Consider the following 16,277-nt stretch of genomic DNA (forward strand, 5'->3'; position numbering starts at 1 on the left):
CGCTCTTCACTTCCTGCCCATGCCGGAGCCGTTGTAAAGGTTGGCCAGGCGCGCGACCAGGAAGGCGACATACATCACGCCCAGCACCTGCTCGAGCACGATCAGGCTGCGCGTGAGCCCGGTGGCCGGCGTAATCTCGCCGAACCCGGTCGAGGTGAGAACGGTGAACGAGAAGTACATCATGTCGGACCAGCGCAGGTGTCCGGTAGGTCCTTTCTCGATCGTGTAGGCAAACGCCTTCGGGTCGAACAGCTCGACCAGGCTGAACACGCTGGCGAAGGTGAAGGCAATCAGCACATAGGCCGAGACCGCCCCGAACACCTTGTCGGCCGTGATCGGATGCCAGTCGAGCACATAGTGCAGCAGGGCAACGGTGACGACCGCCATGAAGATCGCAATCGAGGTGAAAACGACCGGCCGCAGCCAATGCTCCCCCATCTGGTCGATGGCGATCGCCTGGCCCGCGAACAGCGCCAGCACGGCGACAATCCACAGCATCACCCGCCGCACGCGCAGCGCCCACACGGCAAGAAGCAGGATGGCCATCGTGCCGAGGCCGACGAACCCGCCGGCGAGCGGGGTACCGCTGAGCAGGGGGGACGACAGGATGATCAGGCAGAGTATGGTCAACAGGGCGCTGCACCGGTTTCGCCGTACATAGGCGATGCGGCGCAGCAGCCGCCGCGGCAGCCGGGACGCTACGTCCATTCAGCAAATTCCACGGTGATGCCTTCCGGGTTCTCGAAGCGGTTCGGCACGGTCGGCAGGTCCGCGATCAACGGCCGAACAGGACGCCCATCGCCGCGGCGACGCCGAGCCCGATCAGGACCAGCACGACGAAGGCGCCGACCGCGATCAGGCCGCGCCGCAGATGGTGGCGGCTGGCGTCCACCAGATGGGCATGGCCAGCCGCCTGGGCCCGGCCGTGGTTGATCTTGAAATGAACGAGATGCCAGATCGCGCCGATGGCGGCGCCGAGCCCGAGGATCCAGAAGGGGGCGAACAGCAGCCAGATTTCGATGTCGTTGCTCATGCCGGCCGAGTGTCCCGTTCCGCCAGCGCAGAAGCAACCCCTCGGGTCACAACTTGGTCACCATTGTCGCACGCCTTTGCTTCGTATCTTAGAGGCAAGCAACTGACGGGGACCCCCTCACCATGGCCAAGTATTTCGCACTCGCCCTGATCCTGTTCGGCGCAACCGCTTGCGGCGACACCTGGGGCCAGCGCGCCGTCACCGGCGGCGGCATCGGCGCCGGTTCGGGCGCCCTGATCGGTGCCCTGACCCCGATCGGCCTGCTGCCGGGCGCCCTGGTCGGCGGCGCCGTCGGTGCCGGCCTCGGCGCCGCCACGGCGCCACGGTATTAGGGAATATCGCGAACCCCTTTTTTATATTCCTCCCCTGTCATACGGGGAAGGTGCCCCCGCATAGGGGGCGGAGGGGTCATGGGCAACACAAGTACCGCTTGAAATGAACGGACGCCTCGACTGAGGCTCTTGACCCCTCCGCCCCCTGCGGGGCACCTCCCCGCGCTTCGCGCAGGGAGGATGAGGGAGCTACGCCGCCACCGGCTCCCCCTCGGGTGCCGCTCCAATCCCCGCCCGGCGGCGCAGCTCGGCGCTCGTGAGTCCCGCCCCGTCCGGCCGCCAGCCCGGCGGGCCGAACAAGTACATCCACCTTTCACGGAAAGAACGCGCCGAGCGCAGGTCCTTGACCAGGCCGACCCATGGCAGGACGTTGAGGGCGACAGGGTTGCGCGAGGAGACTTCGGGCGCGACGAGACCGAAATCGCACGGGACTTCCTTGCGCTCCGCGACGTAGGTGCCGAACAGGCGGTCGAGCACGATCAGCACACCGCCGAAATTGGCGTCGAGATACTCGGGATTGCGGGCGTGATGCACGCGATGGCTCGACGGCGTGTTGAGCACGTATTCGAGCCAACCCAGCCTGGGGATCCAGTCGGCATGCAGCCAGAACTGGTAGAGCAGGTTGAGGAACAACGCCGTCAGCACCTCGGTCGGCGTGAAGCCCAGCAACACGAGCGGCGTGAAGAACAGCGACGTGCCGGTGAAGCGGCCGAACCAGCCCAGGCGATAGGCGGCCGACAGGTTCAGCTGGTTGGGCGAATGGTGCACCGAGTGCGCCGACCAGAACCAGCGCACGGTATGGCCGGCGCGATGATACCAGTAGTAGAAGAACTCCAGCCCGAGGAAGAGCAGCAGCACCGACCAGACATCGTCGAGCGACTGGGTGAAAAGGCGGTGCTGCCAGGCCCAGTCGAGCCAGGGTGCGGCCAGGGCATAGGGGATGAAGCCCAGCATGCGGCGGCCGGCGAGGTCGGCCAGCGAGCAGGCCGACGATTTCCAGTCGTAGGGCTCGGCCCGTTTGCGCGCGAGCCAGACGCCCTCGATCACGGCTGCGGCGAGCACCAGGGGCAGCAGGGTCAGGTAGAGGATGGCGAGATCTTCCACGGCAGGCCTTTCGGTGGTTGGCTCCCGCCAATATATGAGTGATGCTCATATTCTCTTACTCGCCTTCCAGGCTGCAGGATCGCCATGGCAAGCAAGCGCCAAGTCCCTGAAATAAAACGCCGAATCCCACGCCAGGCGCGCGCAGCGGAAACCGTGACGACGATTCTCGAGGCGGCGGCTCAGATTCTGGAGGCCGGCGGGCTCGCCGCCTTCACCACCAATGCGGTGGCCGAGCGCGCCGGGGTCAGCATCGGCACGCTCTACCAGTACTTCGTCGACAAGAACGCGCTGTTGATGGCGCTCGCCCGCCAGGAGATGGGCACCGCCCTGGTCGAGGTCGGCCGCGCCCTGTCCGGCGTCGACGATCCCACGCCCGAGAGCCGCGTGCGCGCCATGGTGCGGGCGATGGTGCACGCCTTCCGCGGCCGCTCGCGCGCGCGCAAGGCGGTGGTGCAAGCGATCCTGGCTCAGGGCCTCGGCATCGAGATGGTGGCGCCGATCAACAACTTCATCGCCAACATCGGCACGGCGATCGGCCAGGATGCCGAGCGATTGCCAGCGCTCGAGCGCGAGCAGGTGTTCGTGCTGTCGCGCGCGCTGCTGGGCGCCATTCGCGCCGCGGTGATGGAAGAGCAGCCGTTCCTGCAGAGCCGCCGCTTCGAGGACGAGCTGGTGCGGCTCGTCATGTCCTATATCGAGTCGATTGCACGGGCCGCCGGACGTCCCTTGTGAGCGGCATGACCGACGCGAACAGCGGCAGCAGCGCCGACCGGCCGAAGCGCGAGCTTTCGTTCCCGCCCTGCAGGCCAAGCTCGCGGCCGCAGTCGGGGTCGCCCCCGCGCCGGCACAACTTGCCGTCGCCCTCGCTGCCGTCGAAGGCGCGGTCGGGGAGATCCTGACCCAGGATCAGACGGCGCTCGGGCGGCTGAGACGGCGGCGGCGCTGGCGCGGCTCTTCACCTCGCTCGCCGGTCCCGAGAATCGTCCGTCGGATCGCGATCGCGATCGAACCATACCTTCAGGCGATCGAGCAGCGTGAACAGGGTCTGCTGGTCGCGCGCCGACCAGTCGGCGAAGGCGCGCGACAGGCTCGGCATCAGAACGGCGATCGCCGCGCGATGCCGGGCCTTGCCCGAGGCCGTCAACACCAGCAGCTTCGAGCGGCCGTCGCGGCCGTGGACGCGTTCGCCCAGCCAGCCCTTGTCGACCAGCTTCTGCACGGTCTTGGTGACGCCGGGTTGCGGCTGCTGCAGGGCGCGCGCGATGTCGGTCACCGTGCGCGCCTCCTCGGGCCGATGGCTGAAATGATTGAGCAGCACGAACTGCGGCAGGCCGAGGCCGAGCGGCTTCAGCAGGCGGTTGGCCTCGGTCGATGTCAGCTGATCGAGGATGCCGATCCAGTTGACGATGCGGAAGGCAAGCGGCGGGGCTGGCCCATCTTTCTCAGGATCGGTCACGCTCTCACGAAGCTGTCGATCGGCCGTCGTGGCGACGGGCCGGGATCGCCAGCATAGCCCAGGCGGAAGAACATCTGCAGCGTCTCGCCAGGTGTCGTGCCAGTTTGGGCCGTTCCGGTCTCGCGCTTCATCATCGCCTGCAGCTCGGCCATCTCGGGATATTCCTGCAGGGTCTGGCTGTGCGGCTGCAGGGCGACGCCTAGGCGCGTCGCGGCAAGCTGCAGGCGAACGTAGGCTCGGCCGGCGGCGACCTGGGTCGGGCGCGCGTTGTCCGGCGTCGCCAGCCAGCCGAAGGCGCGGGCACTGGCATAGCCGGCCAGCACGTAGTCGCGGCCGCCGTTCCACGCGACCGTGCCGGGCGTCATGGCATTTTCCGCCGTCATCAGGCCGGCCTGCCGCAGCGCCCAGACCACCGGCCCGGTGAGCGAGATGCCGTCGCGATGCGCGGCGATCGCGCCGGCGCCGATGCGCACGACGTCGATGCTCTCCTTGTGGGTGCGCGGCAGGTTCATCTCGAGCTCGCTGCCCGACACCGCTACGGCACGCAGGCGCGCGACGTGCGCGGGATCGTCGACGATCGACAGTCGGGCCAGGCTGGGCTCGAAGCTCGCGCGCAAGGCCTCCTGGTGCGCCGGGTCGAGCGGGCGATCGTCGAAGGCGCGCTTCACGGTCCGGCGGCGCGGCACCGCGTCGAACAGCGGCTCGGGCGTGAGGCCGACCGATCGGACGAAGCGGATCAGCGCGACCGGCCGATCGAGCCGCCAGTCGCCGGCCGGGAACAGCGTCGTCTCGGCGAGCCAGCCGTCGGCGGCGGCGGCCATCGACAGGATCTCCAGGAAGCAGCCATGCCCGATCAGGATCTGGCGCGACAGCGGATCGGTCTGCGGCAAGAGCCGCGCCCCGTCGACGAACAGCCGGATCGTGTCCGGCTCGGCGAGATCGACCGACCAGGATTGGAGATTGTGCGGGTTGGGCGCCAGCAGCGCCCAGGCGAGCGCGCGGCGGCGCGGATCGCGCTCTCCCGCCGCCGGCCCGCGCCATCCCTCGACCGCCTCGGCCGGCATGGCATCGAGCCGCGGCGCGGCGCTCGCCGCCCCCACCCCGACCACGACTCCGCCGCTCAGCACCCGCAAAAACGTCTTGCGTGACATCGCCATGGTCGATCTCCGTATCATTCCGTAGAATGTTTCTATATTCCATGGAATTAAATTGTGCAAGACCTTCGTTCGATCGTTCTCCGCTCCGATCACAGGGCATTCCCACATGGCAAAAAATCCCGTCATCCCGAGCGGAGCCGCCCAATCAGGCGCTGTCTACAGCGTCATTGGCGACGGTCGTGCTGCCGACGTACCAGTCCTTGGCAGTGACATCCTCGAAGACAACCCAGATGTCCTCTCACGCCGAGCCCATACATGACGTATTTCTGTCGTTCTGAGCGCAGCGAAGGACTTGGTCGCCGTCTACCACGAGTGTACTTTGGAACTTCTGGCGGTGAGATCCTTCGCTATGCTCAGGATGACAAGGGATGTGTGCTGCCTCTCAATACAATCACAGTCTCTGTGGAGCAGCTGCAGATCGCACCGCATCCTGAATGGCCTGCCAGACCCGCTCCGGCGTGGCGGGCATGTCGATGTGGGTGACGCCGAGATCGGCGAGCGCATCGACCACGGCGTTCATGATGACGCCCAGCGCCGGGGTGATGCCGCCTTCGCCCCCGCCACGGAAGCCGAGCGGATGGTTGGTCGACGGCACCTCGGAGAGCGCCGTCTCGAACATCGGGAAATCGTCGGCGCGCGGCATGGCGTAATCCATGAAGGTCGCCGACAGGAGCTGGCCCCGCGGATCGTAGACGCAGCGCTCCATCAGCGCCTGGCCGGCGCCCTGCACGATGCCGCCATGGGTCTGGCCGTGCAGGATCAGCGGATTGACCGCGCGGCCGACATCGTCGATCGCGGTGTAGCGCACGATCCGCACCGCGCCGGTCTCCTGGTCGACCTCGACCTCGCAGACGTGCCAGCCATAGGGATAGGAGCCGACCTTGCTGTCGACCTCGGCCTGGTCGGCGATCGGCCCGCGCTCGGCCGCCAGCTCGAGCAGGCCGATGCCGCGATCGGTCCCCTGGATGGCAAAGCGGCCGGCCTCGAACACGATGTCGGCTTCGGCTGCCTCGAGCACGTCGGCGGCGAGCTTGCGGCCCTTGGCGACGATGCCGAGCGAGGCCTGGCGGATGGTGGTCGCGGCGTGCCGCAGCGAGCGCCCGGAATGCGAGCCGCTGCCGACGCTCACGCGGTCGCTGTCGTCGGTCACCAGGCGGACGCGCTCGGGCGGCACGCCGAGCCATTCACTGGCGAGCTGGGCGAAACTGGTGGCATGGCCCTGCCCGGTCGACAGGGTGCCGATCACGATCTCGACGATGCCGCCGCCCTCGCCCAGCACGGTGACCTCGGCGCGCTCGACCGGCGCCCCGCTCTGCGATTCGACATAGCCGCCGAGCCCGATGCCGCGGCAGAGGCCACGCGCCGCGCTGCCGGCCCGGCGCGCCGCGAACCCATGCCAGTCGGCGAGCTCGAGAACTGCCTCGAAAGTGCCGAGATAGTCGCCGGTGTCGTAGGTGATGCCGAACGGATTGGTGTAGGGCGCCGCCGCCACCAGGTTGCGACGCCGGAGCGCGATGCGGTCGAAGCCGTGCGTGCGCGCCGCCAGGTCTATCAGCCGCTCGATCACGAACATCACCTCCGGCCGTCCGGCGCTGCGGTAGGGCGCGGTCGACTGCGTGTTGCTGAGCCTCCCGCACGCCTGCGCCATCGCCGGCAGGCGATAGAGGCTGGTCATCAGCTGCGTGCCCTTGGTCAGCGGCACGAACGAGGCCGTGTAGGCGCCGAGATTGCTGAAGCTGCCGGCGCGCAGGCCGACGAAGCCGCCGTCGGAATCGAGCGCCAGCTCCGAGATGATGTGGAAGTCGCGCCCGGCATAATCGCTGAGGAAGGCCTCGTGCCGATCGCCGATCCATTTCACCGGCCGCCCGACCCGGCGCGCCGCCCAGCACACCAGGGCGAACTCGGGGAAGAAATAGTTGCGGGTGCCGAAATTGCCGCCGATGTCGCGGGCGATGACGCGCACCTTCTCAGGCTCGATGCCGAGGATGATGGCGAGCTCGCGCTTGGGCCGCACGATCGCGCCCACGCCGGCGCGCAGCGTGTAGCGACCGGCCGCTCCATCGTATTCGCCGAGCGCGGCGCGTGGCTCCATCGGCACGCCGGTGACGCGCGGGATGACGGTGTCGAGCCTGACCGTGTGGCGCGCCCGCGCGAACCCCGCTTCGGTCCCCCTGATGTCGCCCACCAGGGCATCGACCGCCGTCTCGTCGATTGGCGGCAGCTCGTCGTAGGCGACGTGCAGCGCCTCGGCGGCGTCGCGCGCGGCGCCGAGCGACTCGGCAACCACGAACGCCACCGGCTCGCCGACGAAGCGCACGGTCTCGACGGCGAGGATTTGCGGCCGCACGATGCCGAGCGGCGTGCCGTCGACGTTGGCGAGCTTGATGTCGGGAGGGCTCTGCGCCACCGGCGCGTGCGGAATGGGTTGCAGCCCGTCCGCCAGGAGGTCGGCGCCGGTCAGCACGACCAGCACGCCGGGCATCGCTTTCGCCGCCTCGGCATCGATGCCGACGATGCGGGCATGGGCGCGCGGCGAGCGCACGACGCAGCCCCAGGCCTGGTCCGGCAACCGGAAATCGTCGCTGTAGCAGCCCTGCCCAGTGAGCAGGCGGGCATCCTCGAGCCGCGGCAGCGCGGTGCCGATGCCACTCATCGGCGCGTCTACAAGTCGTGCGGCAGCGGCACCGCCAGCAGCACGCCGTGCTCCTGCGCGAGATCGCAGCTCACCCGGGCATGGACCTTGCCTTGCTTGTCGAAGAAGCGGCCCGTCGGCGTCACCGGGAACACGCCCTCGTGCCAGATGCCGGGATGGATGTAGATGCCGGCGCTGCCGTCAGACCAGAAGCCGACGAACGCCTCGGGCCGGAGGTCGTCGCCCGGCAGCGCCGCCGGCACGACGAACGGCTTGCCGTCCAGTGGCCAGAAAAGCTGGCCGCCGTCGGGATGGTAGTTGCAATGCCAGAGCAGGACGCGGCCCTCGCCCAGCACCACGCCCGCCCGTCTCGCGAGTTCGGGCGGCTCGCGAAAGCCGATGACGTAATGGCCGCCGACCGCTTCGTTGCGGCCGAGCAGCTGGTTGCCGCGCCATTCGCAGGCGAAGATACCTTCGGTCGTACCGCCCTCGACCCCGGTCCCGGCATCGAGCCGGCGCCAGCCGCTCAACGGCCACGGCACGATCTCGACGCGATGCGCCCTGGGATCGCGCACGATCTCGCCGTAACCGGCGAGGGACTCCGGCGTCGCGCGCACCAGCGGCACGTCGATCAGCCGCACATCGGCGGGGATCGACGGGTTGAGATAGTCGATGACGACCTGGTCCATCGGCAAAGCATGCATGAGGCGGCACAACGCGGCAATCGGCCATCAAACCAGCGGGATCGTCTCCACCGTGCTGGAGCCGAGCACCAGGTCGTCGGTCGCCCCCAGCAGCCACAGGGCATCGAGCTGAACCTGCAGAAGGGGCCGATCCCACCAGCGCGCAATGAGGTCCGCGAGGACGGCCGCCTCGGCCGCGTCAAGATCGTCGACCAGATTGTAGACGCCGACGACATAGAGCAGGGTTTCGCTTCGCTCCATCACCTGCTGGATGCGACGGAACATGTTCATCCCATCGCGCTTCTCCGGATAGACGCGCAGGTACAGCCGGCCACGATTGACGTTGCCGGAGAAGAGGCCGCGCAACTCCACCGCGATCGGGCCGAGGGCGCGCAAGGCATCACGCCGAGTGTTGTCGAGCGAGGGCGGTTCGCCCACCGACAGCGAGCCGCAGATCGTGGCGTGCAGCTTGTGGCGTCGCCGCTCGACAATGTCCCAGGCGATCTTGGGCGCGAACACGGACGCCTTGAGCTCGGCCTCGAGCGCGACATAGGCCTCGGACCGTCGAAGCTGCTGATCGGCGACCGGCATCCCCACGGAATAGAGCGGTTCATGGCGGCCGTTGCGGTAGTGCCTGCCGTCGCGAAAGGCGATCACGCGGGGATGATCGGGCGCCACCAGGGGCAGGTGAGCCAGACGATAGGACTCATCCATGACCAGCCCCCGGCCTTGCTCGAAGGGCGTCCGGCTCGCCAGGTAGGCGAGCTCGTGATCGCCGCAGAGGGTCGGCCGGCTGTCATGGTCCATGGCTGACTCATGCAGCAGGCGTCCAGGGCGTTCAATTCATTCTCCTCCCCAGCTTCGCTGGGGAGACCGCCAGCACCACGATGCTGTGAAAATGGTAGCGCTCCGTGGCGGAAACTCATGGCCGGAAGCGCGCCACTCCGCGGCGCTCATCTCATACTCCCTCCTCCCCAGCCTTGCTGGGGAGGTGTCCGCGTAATCGCGGACGGAGGGGTCATGAGCAACTCCTCCTGTGCCCTTGACCCCTCCGTCGGCGAAGACGCCGACACCTCCCCAGCAAAGCTGGGGAGAAGAATGAGATGAGCGCCACGGAGTGGCGCGTTCCCGGCGATGACTCATGACCCCTCCGCCCCGTATGACGGGGCACCTCCCCAACTTCGTTGGGGAGGAGAAAGAGCGCCCTATGCCGCCTTGCCGAGATCCTCGCCGGCGAGCGCTCGCTCGATCAGGCGGATGACGTTGTCGCGGCCGTAGAGCTTGATGAAGGCGCCCATGCGCGGGCCCTGCTCGCTGCCGAGCAGCACTTCATAGAGCGTCTTGAACCACTGCCGCAGCTCCTCGCGCGAGAAGTGCCGCTTGCCGGCCTCGTAGACCTCGTTCTGGATGAACTCGGCGCTTTCGTCGTCGGGGATCCTGCGCAGCGTGTCGGCGAGATCCTGCAGCGCGACGCGTTCCTGCGGCGTGGGCAGGCGGAACTTCTTCGAGGACTTCACGAAATCCTCGTAGTAGGCGACCGCGCCCGACAGCAGCCGGTCGAGGTAGGGCGCATTCTCCGGCGTGGCGCCCGGCGCGTAGCGGCGCAGGTACTGCCACAGCACGTTCTTGTCCTCGGTGTGCGCTACGCCGGCGAGGTTCAGCAGCATGCCGAAGCTGACGCCGCCCGAATGATGGTCGACCGGCTTGCCGTCATGGATGTGCCAGGCCGGATTGTCGGCCGCCTTGGCGGGCTCCTCGGCCGGCATCTTCTCGACGCTCGCCAGATAATCGTCGATGGCGCGCGGGATCACGTCGAAATAGAGCCGGCGGGCGCGGCGCGGCGACTGGAACATGTAGTAGGCGAGCGACTCGGGCGTGCCGTAGCGCAGCCACTCCTCGACCGAGAGGCCGTTGCCCTTCGACTTGGAGATCTTCTTGCCCTCCTGGTCGAGGAACAGCTCGTAATTGAAGCCGTCCGGCGGACGCTTGCCCAGGATGCGCACGATCCTGGCGCTGAGCTCGGCCGACGGGATCAGATCCTTGCCGTACATCTCGTAGTCGGTGTCGAGCGCATACCAGTGGCCGGCCCAGTCGGCCTTCCATTGCAACTTGACGTTGCCGCCGGTCACCGGCGTCTCGACCAAGCTGCCGTCCTCGTCGCGATAGACGATGGTGCCGGCGTCGGGATCGGTCTTGACCACCGGCACCTGCAGCACGCGCCCGCTCTTGGGCGAGATCGGCAGGAAGATCGAGTAGGTCGCGCGCCGCTCCTCGCCGAGCGTCGGCAGCATGACGGCCTGCAGCTCGTCGTAGTGCTGCAGCATGGCGAGCAGCATCGGGTCGAAACGGCCCGACTTGTACCAGTCGGTCGACGACTGGAACTCGTACTCGAAGCCGAACGAATCGAGGAAGGCGCGCAGGCGTGCATTGTTGGCCGCGCCGAAGCTCGGATGCTCGCTGCCGAACGGCCCTTCATGGAAAGGGTCTGGCACCGAGGTCAGCGGCTTGCCGAGATGGGCGGCCAGCATTTCCTTGTTCGGCACGTTGTCGGGGACCTTGCGCAGCCCGTCCATGTCGTCGGAGAAGCAGAACAGCCGCGTCGGAACGTCCGACAGCCGGCGGAACGCCTGCCGCACCATGGTCGTGCGCACGACCTCGCCGAAGGTGCCGATATGCGGCAGGCCCGACGGTCCGTAGCCGGTCTCGAACAGCACGTAGCCTTTCGCCGGCACTTTGCCTTCGGTGCGGGCGATCAGCTTGCGGGCTTCTTCGAATGGCCACGCGCGCGCGGCCTCGGCGAGGGAACGATCGATCTGGGACATGGATCGGACAAACTATGAGCGCCGGCCAGCGCCGTCAATGCGACGGCCCGCGCGGTGAAAGGCCCACTATTTCCCAAATCTCCTGCCCAAGAAGGCAATAATGCGGCTGATCGCTACCGCCAGCATCACGAACAACCCGATCGTCTGCCACGTCGGACGATCCGGCGGCGCAGGCTGCAGCAGGAGGTAGGTGAAGGCCGCGCCGGCGACGACGGCGATGATGAACTCGACCACGTCGACGCGCGCCGGCTTGGGCGGCTCGTTGGGGCCTGACGGGCTCGGCCCGCTTCCGGATTGATTTGTCATGACGATTCACCTCGACGTTTGCACGCAGCGCCTCTCTTCCATGCCGCCTGCGCGGTCGGCAATGTCCGCCCATTGCCGGCGATTGCCGCTCATTGCCCGTGCCTGGTTTGACAACCTGGCGCGAAACATCAGGAATGGCACAGCAGCCTGCATGATCCCCATCCCCGCCGACAACCGAATCCTCTACTTCGCCCGTAACCGCGCGCAGTTCGGCTTCCTGTCGCATTTCCATCCCAGCCCGATCGTGCTCGACGGCGAGACGTGGCCGACCGTCGAGCATTTCTACCAGGCGCAGAAATCATCCGATCCGGAGTATCGCGCCGCGATTCGCGAGGCGATCCATCCCGGCCGGGCCAAGAGCCTGGCGGCGCAGCCGATGGCGCCGCGGCGCATCTCCCGGCATTCCTGGTTCAAGGCGCAGGGCCGGCTGCCGCGGCAGGACTGGCACGAGGTCAAGCTCGACATCATGCGCCGCGCCGACCGCGCCAAGTTCGAGCAGAACCCCGACCTCGGCGCCCTGCTGCGCGACACCGGCGACGCCCTGCTGGTCGAGGATTCGCCGACCGAGCCGTTCTGGGGCATCGGCCCGGATGGCAACGGTCCCAACTGGGCCGGCCGCGTGCTCATGGAGGTGAGGGGGCGGCTGCGGGGCTGAGGCGGTGGTGCTTTTTTCATTCTCCCCCCAGCTTCGCTGGGGAGGTGTCTCGGTAATCCGAGACGGAGGGGTCAAGAGCCTCAGTGGGGCTTTCGACCCCTCCGTCCGCGATTACGCGGACACCTCCCCAGCGAAGCTGGGGAGGAGAGTGAAAAGGGCTCACGCCTCGTACAGCGTCACCGGCGCGTCGAAGCCTTTGAGGTCGTACTCGGCGGCCCTGCCGGCACCGATCTCCGCCTGGGCCGCCTCGTACACGGCGCGGGTGACCAGGATCTGGCCCGGCTTTGCCGCGCCCTGCGAGCGAGCCGCCGTGTTCACGACAGGACCGATCGCGGTGAGGTCGCGATGCGAGCGGCCGTACTCGCCGAAGCTCAGCTTGCCCGTGTCGATGCCGATGCCGACCCCGAAAGCGCTGCCGGCGGCCGCGAGCTCGACCTGCTTGGCGACGAACCCCTCCTGCATCTCGCGGGCGGCGAGGATTGCCTGGCGCGCATGGTCGGCCTGGCGGATCGGGAAGTTGAACACCGCCATCACCGCATCGCCGATCGTCTTGTTGAGCAGGCCGTCGTGGCGCCAGATGGCGGCGGCGCAGGTGTCGTAGAACGCGTCGAGCAGATCGACCATGGCCTCCGACGACATCGACTGTGAGAGCTTGGTGTAGGACCGCAGGTCGGCGAACAGGATCGTCGCGTCGAGCTTGACCGAGCGCGCCTTCATCATGCGCTCGAACATGGTCTCGCAGATCGTGCAGAGATTGGGATTCATCTTGCTGCGCCGGATGCCGAAGGCGCGCAGCGGCGCGGCAAAGACGCCGCTCAGAGGCACCGGCATGTGCATCTGCTGCCAGCATCCCTTGCACAAGGTGGCGTAGCGGGCCGTCATCGGTCGCGATCATAGCGCGGCCCGCTGCGTGAAACGAATGCCCTTCCCGCAGTGGCGCTCTTTTCACACCTCCCCAGCTACGCTGGGGAGGTGTCTCGGTAGTCCGGGTCAGGCACGGCTCGCGAAGCGAACGCGCCGCAGGAGGGGTCATGAGTCACGTGAGGTGGCCTATGACCCCTCCGTCCGCGATTGCGCGGACACCTCCCCAGCAAAGCTGGGGAGGAGAGACGAAAGTTCGCGCCCCCAGCCATGACCTCGTGGCCGATTCACCGATTGACAAGTTCTAAAACAACACTGACTATCGCTGCCATGACTGAACGACACGCGACCGCGGCCGTCATCGGCGCCGGCAATTTCATCGGCGCGGCGATCGCCCGCAAATTTGCCGCCGAAGGCTTCACCGTGTTCGCCGGCCGGCGCAACGGCGACAAGCTGGCGCCGCTGGTCAGCGACATCGAGAAGGCGGGCGGCAAGGTCTCGGCGCGCTCGCTCGATGCGCGCAAGGAGGAGGACATCACCGCCTTCCTCAAGGAAGCCGACCAGCACGCGCCGCTCGAGGTCTGCATCTTCAACATCGGCGCCAACGTCAACTTCCCGATCCTCGACACCACCGAGCGGGTGTTCCGCAAGGTCTGGGAGATGGCCTGCTACTCGGGATTCCTGGCGGGGCGCGAGGCCGCCCGCCTGATGCTGCCGCACGGCAAGGGCAACATCTTCTTCACCGGCGCCACGGCGAGCCTGCGCGGTGGCGTGGGCTATGCCGCCTTCGCCGCCGCCAAGGCCGGCCTGCGCGCCGTCGCCCAGGCGGCCGCGCGCGAGCTCGGTCCCAAGAACATCCATGTCGCCCATCTCGTGATCGACTCGGGCGTCGACACGGCGTGGGTGCGCGAGCGCATCAAGGAGCGCGAAGGCGAAGCGGGGCTCGCCAATCTGGCTGCCGGCCGCCTGATGCGGCCGGAGGCGGTGGCCGAATCCTACTGGTCGCTCTACAACCAGCCGCGCGACGCCTGGACCTTCGAGCTCGAAATCCGTCCCTTCGGCGAGAAATGGTGATCCCGTGCCCAAAGTAGATTTCCTGTTCGATTTCGGCAGCCCCAACGCCTATCTCAGCCATCTGGTGATCCCCGAGATCGAGAAGCGGCAAGGCACCAAGTTCGAATACGTGCCGATCCTGCTGGGCGGCGTCTTCAAGCTGACCAACAACCGCTCGCCGGCCGAGACCAACGCCGGCATCAAGAACAAGGGGGCGTACCAGCAGCTCGAGACGCAGCGCTTCATCCGCCAGCACGGCATCACGCGCTTCAAGCCCAACCCGTTCTTCCCGGTCAATACGCTGATGATCATGCGCGGCGCCGTGGCGGCCAAGAAGCTCGGCATCTTCGAGCGCTACGTCGACGAGGTCTACAGGCACATGTGGGCCGAGCCGAAGAAGCTCGACGACCCGGCCGTGCTGAAGGCCGCGCTGCTCGAGTCCAGCCTGCCGGCCGACCGCCTGTTCGAGCTGGTGCAGACGCCGGAGGTCAAGGACACCCTGCTCGCCGAGACCCAGCGCGCCGTCGACCGCGGCACCTTCGGCTCGCCGACCTTCTTCGTCGGCGACGACATCTATTTCGGCAAGGACCGCCTGCGCGACGTCGAGGAGGCGATCACGGCGGCGAAGTGAGCGCTGCTCGGACCATCCCCCCCCCGCCTCCCCAGCTTCGCTGGGGAGGTGTCCGCGTCTACAGGCTTTTGGCCGCTCTGCGGCCAAAATGCCGACGCGGACGGAGGGGTCATAGGCAACGGGTCTGGGGCTCGTGACCCCTCCGTCGCCGTAAGACGGCGACACCTCCCCAGCAAAGCTGGGGAGGAGAAGACGACCCAGCAAATTACCCCTTCGCTTCCTTGACCACCTTCGTGGCGGCCAGCGCGTCGATCTCATCGGCGCCATAGCCCAACTCCCGCAGAATCTCGCGGCTGTGCTGGCCGATCTTCGGCGCGGCCGACGGCTCTCGGGCCAGCGTGGCGCTGAACCGGGCGGCGGGCCTGGGCTGGCGGACGCGGCCGACGCCGGGGTGGTCGTACTCGGCGATCAGCTGGCGCGCCACGACCTGCTCGTTGGTCAGCACCTCGGCACGGCGCAGCACCGGCGCACACGGCACGTCGCAGTCGTCGAGCCGCTTCAGCCAATCCGCCGTCGACCGCGTCGCCAGGATCGCGGCCATCAGGGTGACGCGCTGGGTGGCATTGGCCGCCCGCTTGCCCTGCGAGTCGAAGCGCTCGTCGTCCAGGAGATCCGACCGGTCGGTCGCCTTGCAAAAGCCCGCCCATTCGGAGTCGGAGATCGTGCCGGCGGTGATGTAGCCGTCGGTCGTCGGGAAGATCAGGTCGGGCCGGGAATTGTGATCGCCCGCCGGCGCCTCGCGCCCGACGACCACGTAGTTCGTCATCGCTTCCGGCCACAGGAAGGCGAGCATGGTATCGAGCATGGCCACCTTGACGTGCTGGCCAACGCCGGTCTTTTCGCGGGCGTAGAGCGCTGCCGTGATCGCCTGGGCCGTCATCACCGACGTCGTCTTGTCGGCGACGATGGTGCGGATCATCTGCGGCCGGCGCGTGCCGGCCTGGGCCTGCACGTCGGCGAAGCCCGACAGGCCCTGGATGATCGGGTCGTAGACCCGCTTCTCGGCATAGGGGCCGCTGTCGCCGACGCCGCTGATCGACACGTAGATCAGTCGCGGGTTCAAGGCACGCATCGCGGGCTCGCCGAGACCCAGCCGCTCCATGACCTGCGGGCGGAAGTTCTGCACCAGCACGTCGGAGCGGGCGATCAGCTTCTTTAGCGCCGCGACGCCCTCGGGCCGCTTGAGGTCGAGCGAGATCGAGCGCTTGCCGCGGTTGGTCGAGATGAACATGGGCGAGAACTGGCCACCGTCGTCGATCGGCGGCCGGGTGCGCCGGGTCATGTCGCCGCTGGGCGGCTCGACCTTGATCACGTCGGCGCCCTGGTCGGCCAGGAACATGGTGGCGAAGGGACCCGACACCACGCTGGTCAGGTCGATCACCCGCACGCCCGACAACGGTCCCGCCATCTCCGATCCTCCGGTTTCGTTTCAAAACGTATATCGGCACGATGATGGGGCGACAATGTCCGATGCCGCGCTTCGCCGTCGGAGAAATCATGCGCCTGCGACCAAAGCTAATCACGCCGGCGGCGAAATGGTTTTCTTTTTGAA

17 protein-coding genes are annotated in these 16,277 nt (G+C 67.6%); 5 read left to right on the plus strand and 12 right to left on the minus strand.

All coding sequences use genetic code 11. From position 1 onward, the window contains the following. Nucleotides 1-6: 6 nt before the first annotated feature. On the minus strand, nucleotides 7-708 hold the full coding sequence (locus ACILR9_RS00915) for a potassium channel family protein (protein WP_395707988.1): 702 nt from the start codon (nucleotides 706-708) through the stop codon (nucleotides 7-9). A gap of 67 nt (nucleotides 709-775) precedes the next feature. Further along, the gene (locus ACILR9_RS00920; protein WP_395707989.1) at nucleotides 776-1,033 is read right to left on the minus strand and encodes a hypothetical protein; all 258 of its coding nucleotides are present in this window, start codon (nucleotides 1,031-1,033) and stop codon (nucleotides 776-778) included. 122 nt (nucleotides 1,034-1,155) lie between these two features. Between ACILR9_RS00920 and ACILR9_RS00925 the strand changes: the two genes are divergently transcribed. Continuing rightward, on the plus strand, nucleotides 1,156-1,365 hold the full coding sequence (locus tag ACILR9_RS00925; protein ID WP_395707990.1) for a bacteriocin: 210 nt from the start codon (nucleotides 1,156-1,158) through the stop codon (nucleotides 1,363-1,365). Nucleotides 1,366-1,554: 189 nt separating this feature from the next. Here ACILR9_RS00925 and ACILR9_RS00930 read toward each other — a convergent pair whose 3' ends face one another. Then, nucleotides 1,555-2,469 carry a sterol desaturase family protein gene (locus ACILR9_RS00930; RefSeq protein ID WP_395707991.1) on the minus strand — a complete coding sequence of 305 codons (915 nt, stop codon included), beginning with the start codon at nucleotides 2,467-2,469 and terminating at the stop codon, nucleotides 1,555-1,557. A gap of 153 nt (nucleotides 2,470-2,622) precedes the next feature. On the opposite strand from ACILR9_RS00930, the gene ACILR9_RS00935 reads away from it, so the two are divergent. Continuing rightward, nucleotides 2,623-3,201 (plus strand): TetR/AcrR family transcriptional regulator, encoded by a 579-nt coding sequence (locus ACILR9_RS00935; protein ID WP_395707992.1) that lies wholly within the window; start codon nucleotides 2,623-2,625, stop codon nucleotides 3,199-3,201. Between the two features lie 223 nt (nucleotides 3,202-3,424). On the opposite strand, the gene ACILR9_RS00940 is transcribed toward ACILR9_RS00935, so the two are convergent. The 7 genes from ACILR9_RS00940 to ACILR9_RS00970 form a co-directional block, all read right to left on the minus strand. Continuing rightward, on the minus strand, nucleotides 3,425-3,925 hold the full coding sequence (locus ACILR9_RS00940; protein WP_395707993.1) for a MarR family winged helix-turn-helix transcriptional regulator: 501 nt from the start codon (nucleotides 3,923-3,925) through the stop codon (nucleotides 3,425-3,427). After that, entirely contained in the window at nucleotides 3,922-5,082 is a 1,161-nt protein-coding gene (locus ACILR9_RS00945; protein WP_395707994.1) for an Acg family FMN-binding oxidoreductase, read from the minus strand. The genes ACILR9_RS00940 and ACILR9_RS00945 overlap by 4 nt, the downstream gene beginning before the upstream one ends. 391 nt (nucleotides 5,083-5,473) lie before the next feature. Further along, complete coding sequence (locus ACILR9_RS00950; protein ID WP_395707995.1) at nucleotides 5,474-7,735, minus strand: xanthine dehydrogenase family protein molybdopterin-binding subunit; 2,262 nt, start codon at nucleotides 7,733-7,735, stop codon at nucleotides 5,474-5,476. A gap of 8 nt (nucleotides 7,736-7,743) precedes the next feature. Beyond that, complete coding sequence (locus ACILR9_RS00955) at nucleotides 7,744-8,403, minus strand: ureidoglycolate lyase (protein WP_395707996.1); 660 nt, start codon at nucleotides 8,401-8,403, stop codon at nucleotides 7,744-7,746. A gap of 42 nt (nucleotides 8,404-8,445) precedes the next feature. Next, on the minus strand, nucleotides 8,446-9,204 hold the full coding sequence (locus tag ACILR9_RS00960) for a hypothetical protein (protein ID WP_395707997.1): 759 nt from the start codon (nucleotides 9,202-9,204) through the stop codon (nucleotides 8,446-8,448). A 398-nt stretch (nucleotides 9,205-9,602) separates the two neighbouring features. After that, nucleotides 9,603-11,219, minus strand: coding sequence for a lysine--tRNA ligase (locus tag ACILR9_RS00965; RefSeq protein WP_395707998.1), 1,617 nt, complete (start codon nucleotides 11,217-11,219; stop codon nucleotides 9,603-9,605). 66 nt (nucleotides 11,220-11,285) lie between these two features. Then, on the minus strand, nucleotides 11,286-11,525 hold the full coding sequence (locus ACILR9_RS00970) for a hypothetical protein (RefSeq protein ID WP_395707999.1): 240 nt from the start codon (nucleotides 11,523-11,525) through the stop codon (nucleotides 11,286-11,288). Nucleotides 11,526-11,676: 151 nt separating this feature from the next. Between ACILR9_RS00970 and ACILR9_RS00975 the strand changes: the two genes are divergently transcribed. Continuing rightward, on the plus strand, nucleotides 11,677-12,180 hold the full coding sequence (locus tag ACILR9_RS00975) for an NADAR family protein (RefSeq protein WP_395708000.1): 504 nt from the start codon (nucleotides 11,677-11,679) through the stop codon (nucleotides 12,178-12,180). 159 nt (nucleotides 12,181-12,339) lie between these two features. Here the strand turns inward: ACILR9_RS00975 and ACILR9_RS00980 are convergent, their stop codons facing one another. After that, nucleotides 12,340-13,062: an adenylate/guanylate cyclase domain-containing protein gene (locus ACILR9_RS00980; protein WP_395708001.1), complete on the minus strand. Its 723-nt coding sequence runs from the start codon at nucleotides 13,060-13,062 to the stop codon at nucleotides 12,340-12,342. Nucleotides 13,063-13,371: 309 nt separating this feature from the next. Here ACILR9_RS00980 and ACILR9_RS00985 point away from each other — a divergent pair, with 309 nt between their 5' ends. Together ACILR9_RS00985 and ACILR9_RS00990 are read left to right on the plus strand one after the other, a co-directional pair. Next, nucleotides 13,372-14,115 (plus strand): SDR family NAD(P)-dependent oxidoreductase, encoded by a 744-nt coding sequence (locus ACILR9_RS00985; RefSeq protein ID WP_395708002.1) that lies wholly within the window; start codon nucleotides 13,372-13,374, stop codon nucleotides 14,113-14,115. Nucleotides 14,116-14,119: 4 nt separating this feature from the next. Beyond that, nucleotides 14,120-14,725: a 2-hydroxychromene-2-carboxylate isomerase gene (locus ACILR9_RS00990; RefSeq protein ID WP_395708003.1), complete on the plus strand. Its 606-nt coding sequence runs from the start codon at nucleotides 14,120-14,122 to the stop codon at nucleotides 14,723-14,725. A gap of 205 nt (nucleotides 14,726-14,930) precedes the next feature. Here ACILR9_RS00990 and ACILR9_RS00995 read toward each other — a convergent pair whose 3' ends face one another. Beyond that, nucleotides 14,931-16,133 carry a CaiB/BaiF CoA transferase family protein gene (locus tag ACILR9_RS00995; protein WP_395708004.1) on the minus strand — a complete coding sequence of 401 codons (1,203 nt, stop codon included), beginning with the start codon at nucleotides 16,131-16,133 and terminating at the stop codon, nucleotides 14,931-14,933. Nucleotides 16,134-16,277 lie beyond the last annotated feature (144 nt).

This window comes from Reyranella sp., from assembly GCF_044224635.1.
In the GTDB taxonomy this organism is placed as follows: Bacteria; Pseudomonadota; Alphaproteobacteria; order Reyranellales; family Reyranellaceae; genus Reyranella.

Bases quoted from the DNA above. Each gene is read 5' to 3' on its own strand.
- ACILR9_RS00965 (WP_395707998.1), bottom strand. From the start codon at position 11,219: ATGTCCCAGATCGATCGTTCCCTCGCCGAGGCCGCGCGCGCGTGGCCA.
- ACILR9_RS00995 (WP_395708004.1), bottom strand. From the start codon at position 16,133: ATGGCGGGACCGTTGTCGGGCGTGCGGGTGATCGACCTGACCAGCGTG.
- ACILR9_RS00985 (WP_395708002.1), top strand. From the start codon at position 13,372: ATGACTGAACGACACGCGACCGCGGCCGTCATCGGCGCCGGCAATTTC.
- ACILR9_RS00970 (WP_395707999.1), bottom strand. From the start codon at position 11,525: ATGACAAATCAATCCGGAAGCGGGCCGAGCCCGTCAGGCCCCAACGAG.
- ACILR9_RS00975 (WP_395708000.1), top strand. From the start codon at position 11,677: ATGATCCCCATCCCCGCCGACAACCGAATCCTCTACTTCGCCCGTAAC.
- ACILR9_RS00945 (WP_395707994.1), bottom strand. From the start codon at position 5,082: ATGGCGATGTCACGCAAGACGTTTTTGCGGGTGCTGAGCGGCGGAGTC.
- ACILR9_RS00950 (WP_395707995.1), bottom strand. From the start codon at position 7,735: ATGAGTGGCATCGGCACCGCGCTGCCGCGGCTCGAGGATGCCCGCCTG.
- ACILR9_RS00980 (WP_395708001.1), bottom strand. From the start codon at position 13,062: ATGACGGCCCGCTACGCCACCTTGTGCAAGGGATGCTGGCAGCAGATG.
- ACILR9_RS00960 (WP_395707997.1), bottom strand. From the start codon at position 9,204: ATGGACCATGACAGCCGGCCGACCCTCTGCGGCGATCACGAGCTCGCC.
- ACILR9_RS00920 (WP_395707989.1), bottom strand. From the start codon at position 1,033: ATGAGCAACGACATCGAAATCTGGCTGCTGTTCGCCCCCTTCTGGATC.
- ACILR9_RS00925 (WP_395707990.1), top strand. From the start codon at position 1,156: ATGGCCAAGTATTTCGCACTCGCCCTGATCCTGTTCGGCGCAACCGCT.
- ACILR9_RS00955 (WP_395707996.1), bottom strand. From the start codon at position 8,403: ATGGACCAGGTCGTCATCGACTATCTCAACCCGTCGATCCCCGCCGAT.
- ACILR9_RS00915 (WP_395707988.1), bottom strand. From the start codon at position 708: ATGGACGTAGCGTCCCGGCTGCCGCGGCGGCTGCTGCGCCGCATCGCC.